The sequence below is a fragment of the Bacteroides sp. BFG-606 genome, from assembly GCF_024788145.1.
In the GTDB taxonomy this organism is placed as follows: Bacteria; Bacteroidota; Bacteroidia; order Bacteroidales; family Bacteroidaceae; genus Bacteroides; species Bacteroides vicugnae.
Map to the genome: position 1 here is coordinate 2668262 of NZ_JANUIL010000001.1, position 19537 is coordinate 2687798.

Genomic DNA, 19537 nt, shown 5'->3' on the forward strand with positions numbered 1-19537 from the left:
AAATAAATAGTATATTTCAATAGGTTTTGATACATAATAAAGATAAGTATGAATAGATTTTTGAAAAAGGATTTCAGAGTAATGCTGATGGGACTCTTGTTATTGGCATCTTGTCAGGCATATTCAAACTCGGAGGATCAAACGATAGAAATGGAAGATTTATATAAAGACCTTCCTTTCTCCATGCCTAAAGTGGAACGTCCCGTTTTCCCCGATTATCAGGTGAGTATCTGTGATTTTGGAGCAAAAAGCAATGGTGTGACGCTGAATACAGAGGCTATTAATAAGGCTATCAAAGCGGTTCACGACAAAGGCGGGGGCAAAGTGATCATTCCGGAAGGCTTATGGCTGACAGGTCCCATTGTTTTGCAGAGTAACGTCAATTTGCACGCTGAAAAGAATGCTTTGATTGTATTCAGTAGTGATACTTCTTTATATCCAATCGTCACGACTTCGTTTGAAGGATTGGATACGCGACGTTGCCAGTCGCCTATCTCGGCAATAAATGCGGAAAACATAGCCATCACCGGCTACGGTGTTTTCGATGGGGCGGGAGACCGGTGGCGTCCCGTCAAAAAGGATAAGATGACGGATAGACAATGGAAAAAGTTGCTTCAATCCGGTGGTAAGGTAGATGAAAGCGGCAAGGTGTGGTATCCTGATGAAGGTGCTTTAAAGGCTTCCGTGCTTATGGCAGACTGGGGAAATAAGCGTCCGGACATGGATATAAAAGAATGGGAAAAAATGAAAAGCTGGTTGCGCCCTGTTCTGCTAAGCATTGTGAAGAGCAGAAAGGTGCTTCTGGAAGGCGTGACTTTTAAAAATTCTCCGAATTGGTGCCTTCATCCTTTGTCTTGCGAATCCCTGACGTTGAATGATGTAAAGGTGTTCAATCCGTGGTACTCGCAGAATGGGGATGCGCTCGATGTGGAATCCTGCAAGAATGTACTGATAACGAACTGTTTCTTCGACGCGGGTGACGATGCAATCTGTCTGAAATCGGGAAAGGATAAAGACGGGCGCAGGCGTGGAGAGCCTTGCGAGAATGTGATTGTGAAAAACAATACCGTGTTGCACGGTCATGGCGGATTCGTCATTGGTAGCGAAATGTCCGGCGGCGTGAAGAATGTGTATGTATCCGAATGTTCGTTTATCGGTACGGATGTAGGGCTGCGGTTCAAGAGTGTCCGCGGTCGTGGCGGTGTTGTGGAGAATATCTATATCAACCATATCAATATGATAGACATTCCGAATGATGCCTTGATTGCCGACTTGTATTATGCCACCAAAGGTGCTCCGGGCGGGCCTGTGCCAGATGTTACCGAAGAAACTCCGGCATTCAGGAACATACATATCTCGGACGTGTTCTGCAAGGGAGCCGGACGGGCGGTGTATCTGAACGGACTTCCCGAAATGCCGATTGAGAACATTTCCATAAAGAATATGGTGGTAACGGGCGCGAAGCAAGGTATCGTAATTAATAAAGTTGCAAAGATTAGCATAGAGAATGTGGATATAGAAACTCCCGATGATTCGATGATACAGATAGAGAATACAACAGGTATTACTATCAATGGCAAAGAATATGGGACAATTTCAGAAAAACGGCTGCTTACAAAGAATTAATAGAGTTCAAATTAAGGGTTGGATAACAGCTTGTCCAACCCTTTTCTCATAGGTTCCGAGGTGTTTCTCATCTTATTCTCATACTCCTTTCCTTCTTCAGTTTAATTGGCAACTTTCTGTTGTTTATAGCTTTTCTGTGTATTATTTACCGTATACTTATCTGTTTTTCCTTCATCATAACCGTTTTTTCTTACCACTATCCGGTTTGTTGCACTCTAGTGAACAGATCGTTGCATTCCAGTGAACGGTTCTTTCCACTAGAGTGCAAGGATCTGTTCACTGGAGTGCAACGATTGGTTTCCTCCTTAGAAAAAACGGTGTTATCCATTGATTAATAACTTATTAACGAGTACATTTCATATAAACAAACAATGAATTGTTTGTAAAATGTCATTGCTGTAGGAATAAAAGCAGTACACACGAAAAGAAGCAATAAGTTCTGTTGATGGGAAATCAATCCTCCGGATACACTATGAGAAATGCCTCCAGTAAGTATGAGAAATGAGGTAAAATCCGGGGCGTTTGGCCAAAAAACTATGAGAAATGCCTATTTAGAAATCATTTCTCATAGACTATCTGTTTGACAGTCTTTGCTTTATACGAATACTATGAGAATATGAGAAATGAAAATGAAAAATCTTTTGCAGGAGGGAAAAGCGAAAGTTGACAGAAAAAATGGTGTTTAATTCCTAGGCCGATCTATTCCAAGTTATTCCAATCATTTGGTTCTGTTATAAAATCTAATAATGCCTCCTAAAAATAACGACGGTTAATTTCACGGCGGTTAATTTTCGCCATTACTTGCTGTTATAGTCTGCCCTCATAGCTATATCCCCGATGAATAAAGGGATTAAAGTAGCTTATGAGGGCATGAGGGTAAAATTATAAAATCGTTATAGAGAGTGATTGCAAATCGTCGGCGGATGAACTGCTACCATAAAGTACCTTGTATGTTCCGGTCAAAGGACGCATCGTATTAGTGGCGGTATCAAACCACTCGAATGATTCGTAGGGAAGCTCGATTGTTACATTTTCGGTCTTGCTTTTGGATATGTTGACCCGTTGGAAACCACGAAGAGTTTTTTGCGGACCTTCTTTGTCGTCAGGACGGCAGATGTATACTTGAACCACTTCTTCACCGTCTCTCTGTCCGACGTTACTTACCGGGATAGTAAGGATGGCTTTTTCGCCTTTGGCTAGTTTCGACTGGTTCAGTGTGGCTTTCCCATAAGAGAAACGGGTATAACTTAAACCGTAGCCGAATGGATAAAGAGGAGTTTCCGCCATGAAACGATAAGTACGTCCCTTCATCGAATAATCTTCATAGTCCGGTAATTGCTGCAAACCTTTATAGAAAGTGATAGGCAGACGTCCGGCAGGATTGTAATCTCCGAAAAGAACATCAGCAACGGCTGTTCCACCTGCCTGTCCGGGATACCATGCTTGCAGGATAGCATCGCAATTCAGCGTTTCGGGCACGATGGCCATCGCCGAACCGGAGAAATTGACGAATACTGTTTTCTTTCCATTCTTTTTCAGAAGAGCAAGAACTTCGCGCTGGATGGCGGGTAATTCGATTTCTGTACGGTCGCCACCTTTGAATCCGGGATCGGATACCCGCATGGATTCTCCTTCCAACAGGGGAGAGATACCTCCGGCAAAGATAACTACATCTGCGCTTTGCAACTTGTTCAGGATTTCACGGGCATCCATAGGAGTTTGTTTCGCCAGGTCGAAGTTCAGTGCAGGATTGTCTTTTACTTGAATAAAATGCAACTCAATGTCGTAACTCTTTCCTGCTTCGTAGTTGAAAGAATACAGATTGGTATGATTCTTGATGTTGGTGGCTTCAGCTATTTGCTTGCCGTTGAGGAATAAAGTGACTCCTCCGTTCGTCATCACGCGGAAAGTGGCGGCACCGGAATCCACCGGGCGGAAAGTGGAACGATAGATGGCGGTGAAGTTTTTCAATCCTACACCGGGAGCAAATACGGTAGAACCTTCGGCACTGAAATGGAAAGGAGTGGTCAGGCGGTCGGTTGCGGCAATCTTGCCTTTGTATTCGCGGTTATTCCAGTAGGTGGCGTTGAATCCGGCTTCTCCGTCGATACCGCACTGGTTGAACAGGCTGTGCAGGGTGGTGTCGTTTGTATATCCGCATACAGGTTCGTAGATGATTTGTGCGTCGGGCAGTTTGGCGCGTATTCCTTCCAGTAAAGTAACGGTATGTGAAGGGAAGCCGTTGTAGTTGCCCCATTGCATGACCGAGTCGTTGGCATTGGGGCCGATGACTGCCACTTTCATCTGGCGGTTTAATGGAAGGATATTGTTTTTGTTTTGGAGCAATACCAGACTCTCATGTGCCATTTTCAGTGCCAGTTCTTTGTGTTTGGGACAGTCGATAACAGAATATGGAATGTTACTCCAAGGATGAGTCGGATTCATTTCTCCCAGTTCAAAGCGGGCCTTCAGTAGTCTTTTGACTGATGTGTTGATTTTCTCTTCCGAAATCAGCCCTTTTTTCACAGCATCGGTGATGCTTTTGAAGTTGCCGCCACATTCGAGATCCGTTCCGCTTAAAACAGCGTCAGCAGAGGCATGGGTGGCATCGGGATGCGTTTCATGTTTCTTGCGTTGGAAGAAGTCTCCGATTGCTCCGCAGTCGGAGACTACGATTCCTTTGAATCCCCAGTCGTTGCGGAGAATTTGGGTTAACAGACGGTTGCTGCCGCAGCAGGGATCGCCTTCGAAACGATTGTAAGCGCACATCACTTCTTTAACTCCTGCTTTTTGTACCAGTTCCTTGAAGGCAGGCAGATAGGTTTCCCATAAATCTCTGGGTGCGATGTTTTCTGCGTTGAAGCTGTGACGGTTCCATTCGGGACCCGAGTGCACGGCAAAGTGTTTGGCGCAGGCATGAAGTTTGTCATATTCGGCATCTTCCGGTCCTTGCAGGCCTCTGACTACTGCCATTCCCATCCGACCGCTCAAGTAAGGGTCTTCGCCATAGGTTTCCTGTCCCCGTCCCCAGCGGGGGTCACGGAAGATATTGACGTTGGGAGTCCACATGGTCAGTCCCTGATAACGTTTATAATGTCCTTTTTCATTGAATTGGCGGTTCTTGGCACGTGCTTCATCGGATACGGCATCAAAGACTTCATATAGCAATGCATCGTTGAAAGAAGCGGCCATACCTATGGTTTGCGGAAAAACAGTAGCCAGTCCGGCACGGGCAACGCCATGAAGGGCCTCGTTCCACCATTCATACGGCTTAATGCCAAGCCGGTGAATAGCCGGTGAATTGTTTTGCATCAACGCCACTTTTTCTTCTAATGTGAGGCGTTGAAGTAAATCATCCGCCCGTTGTTCCACAGTCAGCTTCGTGTCCTGATAGGGATACTTGCTGGGTTGTTGTGCCTGTACATTTACCCCTTGAATTCCGATAAAACAGGCAATGATCCATTGCTTTTTCATTTTCTAGTTTTTTTGGTTTTTAGATTTGAGACTGCAATAGTACGCCCTTTTCATTCTTTTTGTGGGGAATATCCGGTAGAAAAGGAGGATTTCTTCACTTTTTCCTCTCTTTATATTCTGACGGAGTAATTCCTATCACTTTTTTGAAGCACTTGCTGAAATATTTAGGATCGTTGAACCCCGTCATGTATGCTACCTGTGAGAAGTTATATTCGCCGCTGTCAATCAGTTGTACGGCACGTTTGATACGTATTTCCCGTATAAAGTCAACTGGTGTCAACCCGACGATTGATTTTAATTTCCGGTAGAAGATTGTACGGCTAAGCATCAACTGTTCTGCAAATTCGTCAATCGTTAGTTCGGCGTTGTCCATCTGTTCTTCCATGTATGCCATTACTTTCTCCATAAATTGCTCGTCGTATGGAGTAATCTGTGGTTGTGAAGGAGTCAGAGGATCGGGAGAAGAGGTATTCTTTCCTTCCATCAGTCTATTCATATAGAGCTCCTGCAATGCTTTGCGTTGTCGTAACAAGGAGGCTACACGGGTCTTTAGATAAGTAGCACTGAAAGGTTTGGTGATATAATCGTCAATGCCTTGTTCTAATCCGGCGATACGGTCGTCCAGAGAGGCTTTGGCAGATAATACGATGATGGGGATATGGCAAATATTGTTGTTCTCTTTGATTTGCCTGATCATTTCTAAACCGTCCATTACCGGCATCATAACATCACTGATAATAAGATCGGGCAGATCGTCAACAGCATGTTGCAATCCCTCTTCACCATTGGAAGCTGTGATTACCGTATAATTCTCCGATAAAATACTTTTCAGAAAAGCCTTTAACTCTTCATTATCTTCTACCACCAGTATGGAGAAACTATCCGAATTAGTCTCAAGGTCTTCTTTTTTTCCACCTCTTCCGGTGCTTTCATGCTATCGACGGGATGAGGCGCTGAACGCTGGCTATCATTCAGGATAAATTCTACCTGCACATCCTCTTCGAAAATTTCCCGTTGTAAAGGCAAGCTTACTGTAAAACGGCTGCCTACTCCGGGTTGACTATTTACTGTAATAGTGCCATGATGCATTTCCACCATCTCTTTCACGAGAGACAGTCCGATTCCGGAAGATGGTTGCAGAATATTCTGTTTTACCAATGACTCGAAACGTTGGAACAAGGAATGTTGCTTTTCTACTGCAATTCCGATTCCTTCGTCTGCAACCTCTATCTCTACCGTCTTCTCTTTCGTTGTGATATGAACGGTGATCGATTTGTCGGCAGGTGTATACTTGAATGCATTGGAAAGCAGATTGAAGAATATCTTTTCAAACTTGTCTCTGTCCACCCAGCTATACACCGATTGGATGGTAGAAGTCAGCTGATAGTTTATGTTCTTTTCTTCGGCTATCAGTTTGAAGCTACTCATCACCTTTTGCAGAAGTGGAATCAAATCGGTTTCTTCAATCAGTAGTTTCATTTTCTGATTCTGAATCTTGCGGAAATCCAGAATCTGATTCATCAGTCGGAGCATGCGCTCTGTGTTCTGATGTACCAAAGTCAAGTGTTCACGGGCAGAAGGAGAAAGAGGTTCATTCTCTAATACCTCTGTCACAGGACTACTGATTAAAGTCAGCGGAGTGCGTAACTCATGAGATATGTCCGTAAAAAATCGCAGTTTGATATTTGCTAATTGTTGTTCCATATCCACTCTGTGACGTAACCGGTAGATGTAAAATAATACATATACGATGCTTGCCGTAAAGAGTATGAATAGAATGAAATAGAGCAGCCATGCCCAGTAGGTTTCCCAAAAGGTGGGGAGTACATGTATAGATAGAGTCCGTACGTTGTCCACCCAGACTCCGTCACTGTTTGTTGACTTTATCTGCAACTGATACTTGCCGGCAGGTAAGTTGATATAGCTTGCGGAACGGTTATTATCTGCTTCATTCCATTCTTCTTCTAGTCCTTGCAGGCGATAGGCATATAAAATCCCTTTTGGATTGACATAATCAAGCGCAGCAAACTGAAAAGTTACATTCCTTTGCGACGGTTCCAGTTCCAATTCTTCCAGATTGTCAATGGAGTGATCGGTAAGGTGTCCTTGAATCTTGAGTCCTGTAAACACAATAGGAGGAACATAGCTACTCTTCCGCATCTTCTCCGGAGAAACTTCCAGAAAGCCTTTATCAGTTCCCAATACAATTTGGTTACGGGCATTGATGATAGGAAGAGCTTCGGAGAAATTGAACTCCTGATAGATGGAACTTAATTCATAGTTCTCAAAAGTTTCTTTGGTCGGATCGAACTTGGAGAGCGCAATCTCCGAAACAACCCATAATTGATTCTGTGCATCTTCAATGATTGATAGTGCCAAGTCGGAGGCCAACCCGTTGTTCTTGTCGTAGTTCTTGAATTGGATATGATCGCTAAGCAGGTTGGGAGATATCACTTTGTTTACACCTCCGGTAAAGCTGATGACATAAGTGGTTTTATTCTTGTCTGTATAGATATGCATGATATCATTGGCACTAAGACTGTTTTTATCTCCCGGCCTATGGATATTCCGGTAGAATTTAATTTCTTCCAGACGTTCGAAGTTGTTTGAGAATGTAAGCAGCCCGTTAGTCGTTCCCACCAAAATCACTCCTCCCGGAGCTTCTGCAATATTGCGTACTTTCATACCGTAAGCTATGGGATAGTTTCTTAATTCATTATTACTATGAATAAAGGATGTTTTTCCATCTTTATCCTGTGTCAGCATATTTAAACCGCCCCCATAACATCCCACCCAAATGTTGTTGCGACTGTCCTGAAAGATGGCATAAATGCTATTGCTGCTTAAACTATAAGGATCGTTTGGCTGGTGTTCAAAATGGTGAATAGAGTAATGATTTACTCCTGTCTTTTTGAGTTGGAAAAGTCCGATATCTTTAGTCCCCAACCAGATATTTCCATCTTTATCTTCCAGAATGGAATATACTCCATTATAGAACGACTGTTTTTCTTTAATGATATTTCCTTGTTTGGATAAATATCCCGCCAAGCTACCATCCGGTGCAAATATCTGGATATAATTAGATTTCGATGCTGTCCATAGACGTTGATTGCTGTCTTGCAGGAAGGCACGTGTTTCCGCCTCGTAATCAGTCAAGTTAAATTGATAACTCTGTGGAAAGAAGCATAGTTTCTCTACGCCGCGTGCTGTTGCAAACCAGCAGTTCCCCTGATTATCCAATGTATAAGACCTGACTAACGGACTGAAAATAGACTTGGGATTATTGATATCCGTAAGAAGCGGTTTGAGAGTTCTTTCTTTCCGGTCATAGTAGCAAAAGTTTCCTTCCGTGGGGAGTAGCCATAGGTTTTTCGCATTGTCTTCAAAAATAAGTTTGCGACTTTTACGCCCATGCTTGATAATCTCATCTTTGGGAGTGAACAGATGCTCTTTTTCATGGGTCGCGAGGTTAAGATGAACAATCCCCGGATCTTTTGAAAAGATCCAGATATCTCCCAAGTGGTCTTGATAGACAGATTCCACATCGTTGGAAGTTTGGGTAGCTGTACGGATGTCTATTTGCTGGAAACTATTCTTCGGGATAGAATATAAAATGAGTCCATTGTCCGTTCCCAATGCCAGCATATCTTTTCCTATGGCAGTGACATTGTTTATTTTATGATGGGGATAAGGAATGTCTACGAATTTCAGTTTTTTAGTGTGGAAGTTATATCTGGCTAACTTGTCATTTTCTGCAATTAGATAGATGGTTTCTTTTATTTGAGTGATAAACTGGAAAGGAAAGTCAGTATCCAGTGTTTTCTTTCCTATGATAGAAACACCTTTGTCCGTCAATATCCATTCATCTTCTTCAGAGTCTTGATAAACGCTCAATATCTGATCTCCTTTCAGATTGTGGTTGGAAGTTGAATAAAGAGTGATACCTTCTCCTTTTTTACATCGTTGTTCGTCTACTCTGAAAGCATATCCGTTTTTACAGAGAATCCAGGCGATCCCTTTCTCCAGCGAATAAATACGCGTGACATCATTTGTTTGTTTCGTGGCAAGCTCAATAGGTTGGAGGACATCGATAAACTTCTCGGTTTCCACATCAAAAAGACAAGCTTGTCCATCGTAAGTGGGACACCATATATCTCCGTATTTGCTTTCTGAAATAGTCCCCATGCGATTGCTTCCGAATGCATATTTACTTTCTTGCGAAGTTTTATAAGTCTTAAACGTGTATCCGTCAAATTTGTTAAGCCCATTCCAGGTACTAAACCAAACAAGCCCTTTCTGATCCTGTAATATGCTCATCACTACTCCTTGAGCGAGACCGTCACTTACCGAAAAGTGTTTGACCTGACAGATGGGTTGAGCGGTTAGAGTGATTGTTATTGTCAGAAAAAGAAATAGAATATGGAGCCGTTTCATAGTAGTTGTTTTAATGTTTGTAGCAAAAATAGAGAAAACAAAGCAGAATAGAAAGATAGATAGGTGGTTTGAACGAATAATACTCGTTTTTGCCTATTTTTTCCTCTTCTTGCTATATAGCTCTGATTTCTATTTTGTGTTTTAGATAAAGTCAAGGAATCATATTAGTAAAAAATCCTCTTTATAATCTTAATTCAGATTATAAAGAGGATAATTTTATTGACAAGAGTTGCATGGGGTATGGTGAGATGAAATCATAATTGGGGAATAAATTGCACAAGACTTTCACAAGTATCCTCCTGCCAATGCCTAAAATCATAGCAAAGCTAATTAAATAGTTTTTCGTATTGCAATATTTATTAATTTATCTTATAGTAATTATGATTTTTTTAATATATTGAAGATATTTTGTGCCAACTTTCCGTAACTCGTTGATTTTGCTTATGTTTGTAGGTAAAATAAAGAAAAAAAGTGAATGAATATGTCTACGCAGCTATTATATAATGATTTCCCTACTTTTCTGCGGAAATATTTTCCTTACAAAGTACAAAAGATTTCATTGAATGCAGGTTTCACTTGCCCTAATCGTGATGGAACAAAAGGATGGGGCGGATGTACGTATTGTAATAACCAGACTTTTAATCCGGATTATTGTCGGACAGAGAAATCTGTTACTACCCAGTTGGAAGAAGGCAAATGTTTTTTTGCCCATAAATATCCGGAAATGAAATATTTAGCCTACTTTCAGGCTTATACCAATACGTATGCGGAGTTGGAAGGCTTGAAGCGTAAGTATGAGGAAGCATTGGCGGTGGATGGAGTAGTCGGGCTGGTGATTGGTACGCGTCCCGATTGTATGCCGGAAAGCTTGTTGCGTTATCTGGAAGAATTGAACAAACATACGTTTCTCATGGTAGAATATGGGATCGAAAGCACTTGTGATGAAACCTTGAAACGTATTAACCGGGGGCATACTTATGCAGATACAGTAGAAGCTGTGTGCCAGACAGCGGCCTGTGGTATCCTGACAGGTGGACATATCATCCTCGGGCTTCCGGGAGAAACGCATGATACAATGGTGGCGCAAGCGGAAATTCTTTCCGATCTGCCTTTAGCTACGCTAAAAATTCATCAGTTACAGTTGATCCGTGGTACGCGAATGGCACATGAGTATGACGTAACTCCTGCTGACTTTCATTTGTTTAGTGAGGTTGAGGAATACATTGATCTGGTGATTGATTATGTAGAGCATCTCCGTCCGGATATGGTTGTGGAACGCTTTGTTTCCCAATCTCCTAAAGATTTATTAATAGCTCCGGACTGGGGATTGAAAAATTATGAATTTGTAGCTCGTTTACAAAAAAGAATGAAAGAAAGAGGTGCTTATCAAGGTAAGAAGTATAGGGATTCGGAAAAAAGGATTATTTTTGCAGACGATAAACTTACCACTTAATAAACAGCTGTTTTGCGGAGTATAGAATAGTGGAAGAAATATTTAATGGATTTGAAAGATGGAAAGTAAAACAAGAATTAAAGGAAATGTCCACTATGTGGGAGTAAATGACCGTAACAAGCACAGATTTGAAGCGATGTGGCCATTGCCCTATGGAGTTTCATATAACTCTTATCTGATTGATGATGAAATGGTGGCATTGGTAGATACGGTAGATATCTGTTATTTTGAAGTCTACTTGCGTAAAATCAAGCAAGTGATTGGAGAACGTCCCATTAATTATTTGATTATAAATCACATGGAACCGGATCATTCGGGATCTATCCGATTGATTAAACAACATTATCCGGAAATTATCATTGTGGGTAATAAGCAGACATTCGGTATGATTGAAGGTTTCTATGGGGTAACCGGTGAACAATATCTGGTAAAGGATGGTGATTTCCTTGCTTTGGGACGTCACAAACTGCGTTTTTATATGACTCCGATGGTGCATTGGCCGGAAACGATGATGACTTTTGATGAAACGGATGGAGTTCTTTTCTCCGGCGACGGATTCGGATGTTTTGGTACGGTGGATGGCGGATTCCCTGGATACTCGGATCAATGTAGATAAGTATTGGGGAGAAATGGTCCGTTATTACTCTAATATCGTTGGTAAATACGGAAGCCCCGTGCAAAGGCTTTGCAGAAATTGGGCGGACTTCCCATTTCTGCCATTTGTTCTACTCACGGACCGGTATGGACGGAGAATATTGCAAAGGTGATCGGTATATATGATCGTTTGAGCCGTTATGATGCGGATGAAGGTGTTGTTATTGCTTACGGAAGCATGTATGGAAATACGGAGCAGATGGCGGAAGCTATTGCTGAAGAGCTTTCTGCACAGGGGGTTAAGAATATCGTTATGCATAACGTGACAAAGAGTCATCCTTCTTATATTATAGCGGATATTTTCCGTTATAAGGGATTGATTATCGGTTCTCCTACGTATAGTAATCAGATATTCCCGGAGGTGGAAGCGCTGCTTTCAAAGATTCTGCTGCGTGAGGTGAAGGGACGCTATTTGGGTTACTTCGGTTCTTTCGCATGGGCAGGTGCAGCGGTGAAACGTCTGGCGGAGTTTGCTGAAAAGAGTAAATTCGAATTGATCGGTGATCCGGTGGAGATGAAGCAGGCGATGAAAGACCTGACTTATACCCAGTGCGAAAATCTGGCACGTGCCATGGCAGACCGTTTGAAGAAAGATCGTTAAAACAGTGAATGAGATAATTTATTAACTAACCTATAAAACAATCGACTTATGAGACTTATTATTCAGCCGGACTATCAGTCCGTATCTCTGTGGGCTGCACATTATGTTGCCGCTAAAATAAAAGCTGCCAATCCAACCCCCGAAAAACCATTTGTGTTGGGCTGTCCTACCGGATCATCTCCTCTGGGCATGTATAAAGCTTTGATTGACCTGAATAAGAAAGGAATCGTTTCCTTCCGGAATGTGGTAACATTCAACATGGACGAATATGTAGGATTGCCGAAAGAACATCCGGAAAGCTATTATTCTTTCATGTGGAATAACTTTTTCGGTCATATCGATATCAAACCGGAGAATACGAATATTCTGAATGGTAATGCTCCTGATTTGGATGCAGAATGTGCTCGTTACGAAGAAAAGATCAAGTCATATGGTGGCATTGACCTGTTTATGGGCGGTATCGGTCCTGACGGACATATTGCGTTCAACGAACCGGGATCTTCATTGACTTCACGCACTCGTCAGAAAACGTTAACAATGGATACCATTATTGCTAACTCCCGTTTCTTTGATAATGACATCAACAAAGTTCCTAAGACTTCTTTGACAGTGGGAGTGGGTACTGTGCTTTCTGCAAAAGAAGTGATGATTATTGTAAATGGTCATAACAAAGCTCGTGCTTTGTATCACGCTGTAGAAGGTGCTATCACACAGATGTGGACAATCAGTGCATTGCAAATGCATGAAAAGGGTATTATCGTTTGTGATGATGCTGCTACGGCGGAATTGAAAGTGGGTACTTACCGTTACTTTAAAGATATCGAATCTGCTCATTTGGATCCGGAATCATTGATTAAGTAAGATTCTATCCTCTGAATGGATTCCATCAAAAGAATGGGCTGCTTCCGTATCGAACGGAGGGCAGCCCTTTTTTTGATAGAAAGATTGATTCCGGTGGAAAGATATTAATTCTCTTCCAGCCATCCTTTCCCTTGCCGGATGATTTCCGGCTCGTCGTCGGTACATTTCACTACGGTAGAAGGTTCTATACCTCCGATACCTCCGTCAATGACCAGATCAACGATGTCACCGAACTTCTCATCTATCAGTTCGGGATCTGTCATATATTCCAAGTCCTCATGCTCTTCGTAGGGCAGTGTGGTAGTCATAATGGGAGCATCCAGCAGGCGTGCGATTTCGCGGATGATGTTATTATCCGGCATACGGATACCCACTTCTTTCCGGTTGCGGAAGATTTTGGGCAACCGATTGGTTCCGTTCAAAATAAAAGTAAATGGCCCCGGAAGATTATGCTTCATCAGCTTGAAGATATTATTGTCTACTTTCGCATATTCGCTGATGCTACTCAGGTCATAACAGATGATAGACAGGTTGTTCTTTCGAGGGTCTATCTCTTTGATCCGGCATATCCTTTCTATGGCACGTTCCTTCAAACCATGACAGCCGATGGCGTACATCGTATCAGTGGGATAGATAATCAGTCCGCCGTCATTCAGGATATCGATGATTCGTTGTAAATCCTGCGGGTTATTATTTTTGTCATATAGCTTCAGAAGCATAATTCATTCTCCTTCTTTCTTATTTGAGTTTCTTTTTTAAGAAATCCAGTGCCTTTTCTGCAGCCTTCTCTGTCACCTTTTGTTTGATTGAATCCTTATTGGCGGTAGCAGCAGAGTCCAGTCCCAGTTTCTGTCCGAGTTTGCTGATAGCTTCATCGGCTACAGCTTCGACAGCTTGGTTGGCCATACTTTTAGTATCGACGCTGACTTTCGGAGAGGTAAATGAACCGCCGATCTTCAAGTCGAGAGTCATTAGTTTAGAGATATTGCCTACAGATGCCGGCAACTTCACTTTTCCGGAGTAGTCGATGGTTTGATCGAGGCCTGTGCTACCGGAAAGATTCAATGTGTAGTCTCCCATCTTGATATCGAACGGTTTGGTTTCTACGCGTCCGTCTTTGATGGTGAAATCCAATGTCATATCTTTCACCTTCATGTCTTTCAGACTTGGCTGTTTAACGGCATCGGCTATCTCGTCGATTGCTTTCACTCCGCTTAAACTAAGATCACGGGTGGAAAGGCTGCCATCACCTTGCATTGTATTCAGTACAGGGCTCATGGTTGCATCCAGATCTGTCAGTACATTGATACTTCCGGAGAAATTACCTTTCAGGTTTTCGAAGATAGGAGCCATCTTCTGCACCATATCCAACTCTTTGTAAGCTTGTGCGAAACCGATATTGGAGAGTTTGAATCCGGCTTTCATTTCCGGCTTCTTTACGTTGGCAGTGGAGTAGTAGCCGTTCATGACCACGTTGCCACCCATGGTGTTCATGGAGAGATTTTTCATATCCACTTTGCCATCTTTTATCACAAGCTTACCGTTCATATTATTGAAAGACATCTTATCGAATAACACCTGTTTCAGGTTAGCGTCCATTTGGAAGTCGATGTTGCGGGGAACTTCCATAATACCCGTGGCAGCTGTAGCTACGGAGTCGGTAGACGCAGTTTCTGATGCAGTCGTTTCATCCGCAGAAGCGGTCATGAAGTCGTTCAGATTAAAATAGTTGGAACGGATATTCAGGTTCCCTTTCAATGTAGTACCCTTCAATGCGTAACCGATATAGTTTTCAAACCTGCTGTCGGCTGTGATATCATTCTTCCCGATGTTGACGGTTGTTTCGCTCAACTGGAGGTATTTCGGGGTGAAAGTGAAAAGGGACTTCTTGATTTCTACGTCCGGCATATCTTTCATTTTGAGTTTCATACCCGTCAGTCCGATAGTGCCCGAAGCTTGCATACGTTCGTATTCCTCTTTTTCGATATAGGAAAGTCGTCCCGACATTTGCATATCAGCATCAATGGTACCGTTCAACTCCATGTCTCCAAGTGGATAGACTTGTTTGATCATGCCTAAGTTGAGAATCCCTTTAGCTTCAGCTTTAAAGTCCGGATCGCTGACCGGCGTTTTCACATTAGCCGTCAGGCTAAACGGGTTTCCGGCAAGACGGAAACTGAAAGGATTGATATTGACCGTAGTCAGGTCGATATTTCCTCCCGGGTTCTGGACGTTGGCACTGATATTGATTTGATCCACTCCTGCTGGTAAAGCCGGATAGCGGAACATGGCATTCTTGACTTGCATATCAATGTTGAATGCAGGAACGGTGTCGCCTTGCAAGATACCTTTGGCCGTTGCAGTAAGCGTAGCGGTTCCGTCTGTTTTCAGACTGGAGAATTCCGTTGCATAAATGGCTGGGATCAGTGACAGGATTTCCTTAAACCCGATATCGTTCGTGTTAAGTTTCAGGTCCATGTCGATAGCCGGATCTTTCAAAGCTACCCAACCGTCGATACCTGCCTGAATGGCGTTGAGGCGGATGGTGTTGTCTTTTAATGTGTATTTATTATTGGCAAGGTCGGCATCCACATCCATTGTTGCGGAGATATTGGCATTGGCAAGGAAAGGGATTCCATTCATCTTGTAAGTAAGTGATTGGGTTTCCGCCTCCAGTTTCAGAGTAGTACGGTCACTTCCTAAGTCTCCGGCGCAGATTGCGTTAAAGTCGCGGATATCAGCATACATCTTCCCTTGTTGATCGTCATAAATCAGGTTCATGTTTTTGATAACAAACCGTTGTAGCTTCACTTTGAAAGGAGAAGATGCTGCTTCTTCTGAAACAGGAGTTTCGGCAGTTGCTGTTGTATCCGGTTTCATGATATCCCAGTTGGCACGTCCGTCCGGCAATACAATGGCATGTAACCGTGTATCTTCAATAAATATTTTAGAAATATCGTAACCGCTATCTCCGAAAAGAGAGAATAAGTTGACTGCGGCAGTAACTTCTCCGGCCTGTACAAGGGTGTCATTGGCGAATTCACCAGTACCTTTCAACCAGAAATCTTCGAGAGTGACAGAAGCCTGTGGAAAGTTACGGAACAGGCTAATGTTAAGGTTCTTAAAGTCAAATTGTGCATTAAGCATTTTGTTGCCTTCTGTTTTTACAATGTCGGCTATCTTTCCTTGGAAGGCGAAAGGAAGAAGGAACATCAGAATGATGATGACTCCTACTGTGATAGCTGCGATTTTCAAACCTTTTTTCATTTGCTTCTATTTTAAGAGTTTGAGATATTACAAAGAACAAAACTAATAAAAGTTTTTGATTAATAGTACCTCGCTCTTGAAAAACATGTCATTATTAAACAACAATAAGATTTGGATATAAAGAAAAATAATGAATGCATATCTCTTCGCTAAATAATTTCACCACAGAGGACACGGAGGACACAGAGTTCTTTTCTCTCTTTCTGCAAGTAAAACAGAGCGATAAATACGTGAGAAGCTGTGTTACTCTATAGTGAATAAAAAATATTAAACCTCTGTGTCCTCCGTGTCCTCTGTGGTGAACTCATAAATGACCATTTACCTCATTTCGGTATTGAATTAACTTCGCCAAAGGGGCTGTTTTATTTCCCTTTTTTCTTTTTGAGTTCTTCCGCAATTCTCCATTGCAAAGCAGCTTCCCCTTCTTTACCTACCTTCAACAGGGCATCCCCGAATAGCTCATGTGCTCCGGCATGTTCCGGTTTCAGACTTGTTGCTTTGTCCAAATCTGCAATTGCTCCTTCTGTATCTTCCGTTTTTAATCGAAGTTTTCCCCGATTATAAACAGCCTTGAAGTTTGCGGGATGGAGGTTGACTGCGATGTTGAAGCAGTTTTCAGCGTCAAAATATTCTTTATTGTTGAAGAGGGTGATGCCTTTTCTCACCCAGGCGTCCACATAATTAGGGTCGAGGCTAAGGGCTTTATCGTAGTTGGCGAGGGCAGCGCGTATATCGTGGGCTTGGGTAATACATTCGTTACCCATTAATAAATATTCATGGGCATATTGTCGTATGCGTTCCTGTTGTTCACGCATTTGTTCTTTGAGTTTTTTATTTTGCTCTTTTAGTGTATTGATGATACCGAGCTTGCGGCGGATTAAACGGCGGGGAACAGTTTTTTCAATATCGTAGCGGGAATGGATAGCACGAAAAAACTGTTCTAGGCATTCTTCCATGTCTCCTTTATTGAAAGCGCGTGAAGCGGCGGCGTATTGCACATCGGCCTGTGCTTGTTTCAGAGCTTTGTCGATAGCCTGGCGGTCGTTGAAGCGTCCGGCAAAGTTTACGATTTCGGGGCGGACGAAGACGTCAGCACGGTTAATAGGCTTTTTGAGCTGAATACCGTCCAGTGAGGTACAGCGGCTTAGTGCCACGTATGCTTGTCCACCTGCAAATACACCACCTGTGAAGTCGATGACTACACGGCTGAAAGTCAGTCCCTGACTCTTATGGACAGTGATGGCCCAAGCTAACCGGATGGGGTATTGGGTGAAGCTGCCTAAGACTTCTTCTTCTATTTCTTTGGTCTTTTCGTTGTAGCGATAACGGATATTACGCCATGACTCACGCTTTACGTCACACTCTTTTCCATCGTCGGTGATAACATAGATCGTTTCTTCCTCCTCATCAATTCCGGCAATGACACCAATGGTACCGTTTACCCACCTGCGGTCGAAATCATTTTTAATAAAGATGATTTGTGCACCGGGTTTCAGTACGAGTTCTTGTGAAGTGGGCAAACTGCTTTCGGGGAAATCTCCTTCGATGACTCCTTCAAAAGTAATGGAGTCGCCGGGAAGTTCTGCCAGTTTCTTTTCGTTGATAGAGTCTACCGTATCTCTGCGGGTGGCCAAAGTGATATACATATCAGCTTCCGATTCTTCTATCTGACTTCCATAACGGGTGTTCAGTAGTTGCAGATCGGCCGCTCCGGCTGTATTGTTCCGGATATGGTCGAGGACACCGACAAAAACGGGGTCTGTTTGACGGTATACTTTTTGAAGTTCGATGGATACCAGGTCTATCTGACCGAATACTCTGGCAGAGAAAAAATAGGGAGTAGGATAGAAGCGGTTCAATATTTCCCGTTCGTCGTTCTTTACGACGGGCTCCAGTTGGAATACGTCGCCTACTAATAACAGTTGTTTTCCTCCGAAAGGTTCGCGCAGATTGTGAGAGTATACACGTAGGATTCGGTCGATGGCATCAATGATATCCGCCCTTACCATTGAAATTTCGTCGATGATGACCAGTTCTATTTGTTCCAACAGCTTCCGATGAGGCTTGGTGTATTTGAAAAATTCATGGATACGACCACGCTGGAGACTCAAGTTCGGGTCATCCGGCAGCAGCGGATAGAAAGGGAGTTTGAAGAAACTGTGCATCGTACTTCCTCCGGCGTTAATCGCGGCAATCCCGGTTGGTGCAAGTACGACATGCTTCTTCTTGGTATGCTCGCAGACATAACGCAAGAATGTAGATTTTCCTGTACCGGCCTTTCCTGTTAGAAAGACCGATTGACGGGTATATTGAATTAGGTTCAATGCATCCTGAAATGCGGCGTTATCAGTATCTACGCTCATATTAGCATATTGATTAAATAATTCCGAAATGCTTCATTGCTTTGCTGATTCCGTCCTCATCTATTGAATCTGTAACATAATCGGCAGCGGCTTTCACATCTTCCTTAGCTTGTCCCATGGCTACTCCAATAGCCGCATGGCGGAGCATGCTGATATCATTTCCTCCATCTCCGAATGCCATCGTTTCTTCCAGTTTGATATCAAAATAACGGATGATTTCATCAATCCCTTTCTGTTTGGTATCTCCTTTTGCCGTAATGTCTGCAAAGGCAGGATACCAGCGTCCAATTTCGCAGGTGGGGATAGACGGGCGGATTTCCTTTTCCTCCTCTTCCGTGATAAAGGGTGTCATCTGAATGATTTCTTTGCTTGTTGCTTCCTCGAAAGACACAGTCGGGATTACATTCACATGAAGGAAGTCATAGAATATCTTTTTCACCATTTCATCAGGTTGGCAGACAGAGATATTATGTTCTTCTACAAAAATGCAGGGAACACCTTTCTTCTCGCAGAAAGCTCCCATTGCTTTCACTTCCTCCTGTGGGATAGCGCTTTTATAAATAACTTTCTCACCAACGAAACAATAGGCTCCGTTCATGGTTATATATCCATCGATCAGGTTCCGGTCCTGCAATTCGGAAAGGTTATTGATAATGGCTTTCGGGCGCCCGGTGGCGATAAATATCTTCAGCCCTTTTGCACGGGCAGCTTCCAGTGCCTCGATGGTAGAAGACGGTATACGGTGAGTTTCAAAACTGACCAGCGTTCCGTCTATATCAAAAAAATAAAGCTTTCGTCATAAAT

At 42.9% G+C, this 19537-nt stretch carries 8 protein-coding genes and 2 pseudogenes; 4 read left to right on the forward strand and 6 right to left on the reverse strand.

Features of this window, described 5'->3' with window-relative positions; genetic code table 11:
• Positions 1 to 48: 48 nt before the first annotated feature.
• Positions 49 to 1626, forward strand: a complete 1578-nt coding sequence (locus tag NXV01_RS09490; RefSeq protein WP_217722011.1) for a glycoside hydrolase family 28 protein — start codon at positions 49 to 51, stop codon at positions 1624 to 1626.
• An 882-nt stretch (positions 1627 to 2508) separates the two neighbouring features.
• On the opposite strand, the gene xyl3A is transcribed toward NXV01_RS09490, so the two are convergent.
• Both xyl3A and NXV01_RS09500 read right to left on the reverse strand, forming a co-directional pair.
• Complete coding sequence (xyl3A, locus tag NXV01_RS09495) at positions 2509 to 5100, reverse strand: xylan 1,4-beta-xylosidase (RefSeq protein ID WP_259022257.1); 2592 nt, start codon at positions 5098 to 5100, stop codon at positions 2509 to 2511.
• A 94-nt stretch (positions 5101 to 5194) separates the two neighbouring features.
• Positions 5195 to 9534: pseudogene (locus NXV01_RS09500) on the reverse strand (two-component regulator propeller domain-containing protein).
• 475 nt (positions 9535 to 10009) lie between these two features.
• Here NXV01_RS09500 and NXV01_RS09505 point away from each other — a divergent pair.
• The 3 genes and pseudogenes from NXV01_RS09505 (at position 10010) to nagB (ending at position 13103) form a co-directional block, all read left to right on the forward strand.
• Positions 10010 to 10987: a TIGR01212 family radical SAM protein gene (locus NXV01_RS09505; RefSeq protein ID WP_259022258.1), complete on the forward strand. Its 978-nt coding sequence runs from the start codon at positions 10010 to 10012 to the stop codon at positions 10985 to 10987.
• Between the two features lie 58 nt (positions 10988 to 11045).
• Positions 11046 to 12242: pseudogene (locus NXV01_RS09510) on the forward strand (FprA family A-type flavoprotein).
• Positions 12243 to 12290: 48 nt separating this feature from the next.
• Positions 12291 to 13103 carry a glucosamine-6-phosphate deaminase gene (nagB, locus tag NXV01_RS09515; protein ID WP_148366400.1) on the forward strand — a complete coding sequence of 271 codons (813 nt, stop codon included), beginning with the start codon at positions 12291 to 12293 and terminating at the stop codon, positions 13101 to 13103.
• A 104-nt stretch (positions 13104 to 13207) separates the two neighbouring features.
• Here nagB and NXV01_RS09520 read toward each other — a convergent pair whose 3' ends face one another.
• The 4 genes from NXV01_RS09520 to NXV01_RS09535 all read right to left on the reverse strand — a co-directional run bounded on the left by NXV01_RS09520 (position 13208) and on the right by NXV01_RS09535 (position 19508).
• Positions 13208 to 13822 carry an L-threonylcarbamoyladenylate synthase gene (locus NXV01_RS09520; RefSeq protein ID WP_148366399.1) on the reverse strand — a complete coding sequence of 205 codons (615 nt, stop codon included), beginning with the start codon at positions 13820 to 13822 and terminating at the stop codon, positions 13208 to 13210.
• 19 nt (positions 13823 to 13841) lie between these two features.
• Positions 13842 to 16370, reverse strand: a complete 2529-nt coding sequence (locus NXV01_RS09525) for an AsmA-like C-terminal region-containing protein (RefSeq protein ID WP_259022259.1) — start codon at positions 16368 to 16370, stop codon at positions 13842 to 13844.
• 362 nt (positions 16371 to 16732) lie between these two features.
• A complete protein-coding gene (locus tag NXV01_RS09530; protein ID WP_259022260.1) occupies positions 16733 to 18733 on the reverse strand; it encodes an AAA family ATPase in 2001 nt (666 codons plus the stop codon).
• A gap of 13 nt (positions 18734 to 18746) precedes the next feature.
• Complete coding sequence (locus NXV01_RS09535) at positions 18747 to 19508, reverse strand: Cof-type HAD-IIB family hydrolase (RefSeq protein WP_259023442.1); 762 nt, start codon at positions 19506 to 19508, stop codon at positions 18747 to 18749.
• Positions 19509 to 19537: the final 29 nt, after the last annotated feature.

Bases quoted from the DNA above. Each gene is read 5' to 3' on its own strand.
- NXV01_RS09490 (WP_217722011.1), top strand. From the start codon at position 49: ATGAATAGATTTTTGAAAAAGGATTTCAGAGTAATGCTGATGGGACTC.
- xyl3A (WP_259022257.1), bottom strand. From the start codon at position 5,100: ATGAAAAAGCAATGGATCATTGCCTGTTTTATCGGAATTCAAGGGGTA.
- NXV01_RS09505 (WP_259022258.1), top strand. From the start codon at position 10,010: ATGAATATGTCTACGCAGCTATTATATAATGATTTCCCTACTTTTCTG.
- nagB (WP_148366400.1), top strand. From the start codon at position 12,291: ATGAGACTTATTATTCAGCCGGACTATCAGTCCGTATCTCTGTGGGCT.
- NXV01_RS09520 (WP_148366399.1), bottom strand. From the start codon at position 13,822: ATGCTTCTGAAGCTATATGACAAAAATAATAACCCGCAGGATTTACAA.
- NXV01_RS09525 (WP_259022259.1), bottom strand. From the start codon at position 16,370: ATGAAAAAAGGTTTGAAAATCGCAGCTATCACAGTAGGAGTCATCATC.
- NXV01_RS09530 (WP_259022260.1), bottom strand. From the start codon at position 18,733: ATGAGCGTAGATACTGATAACGCCGCATTTCAGGATGCATTGAACCTA.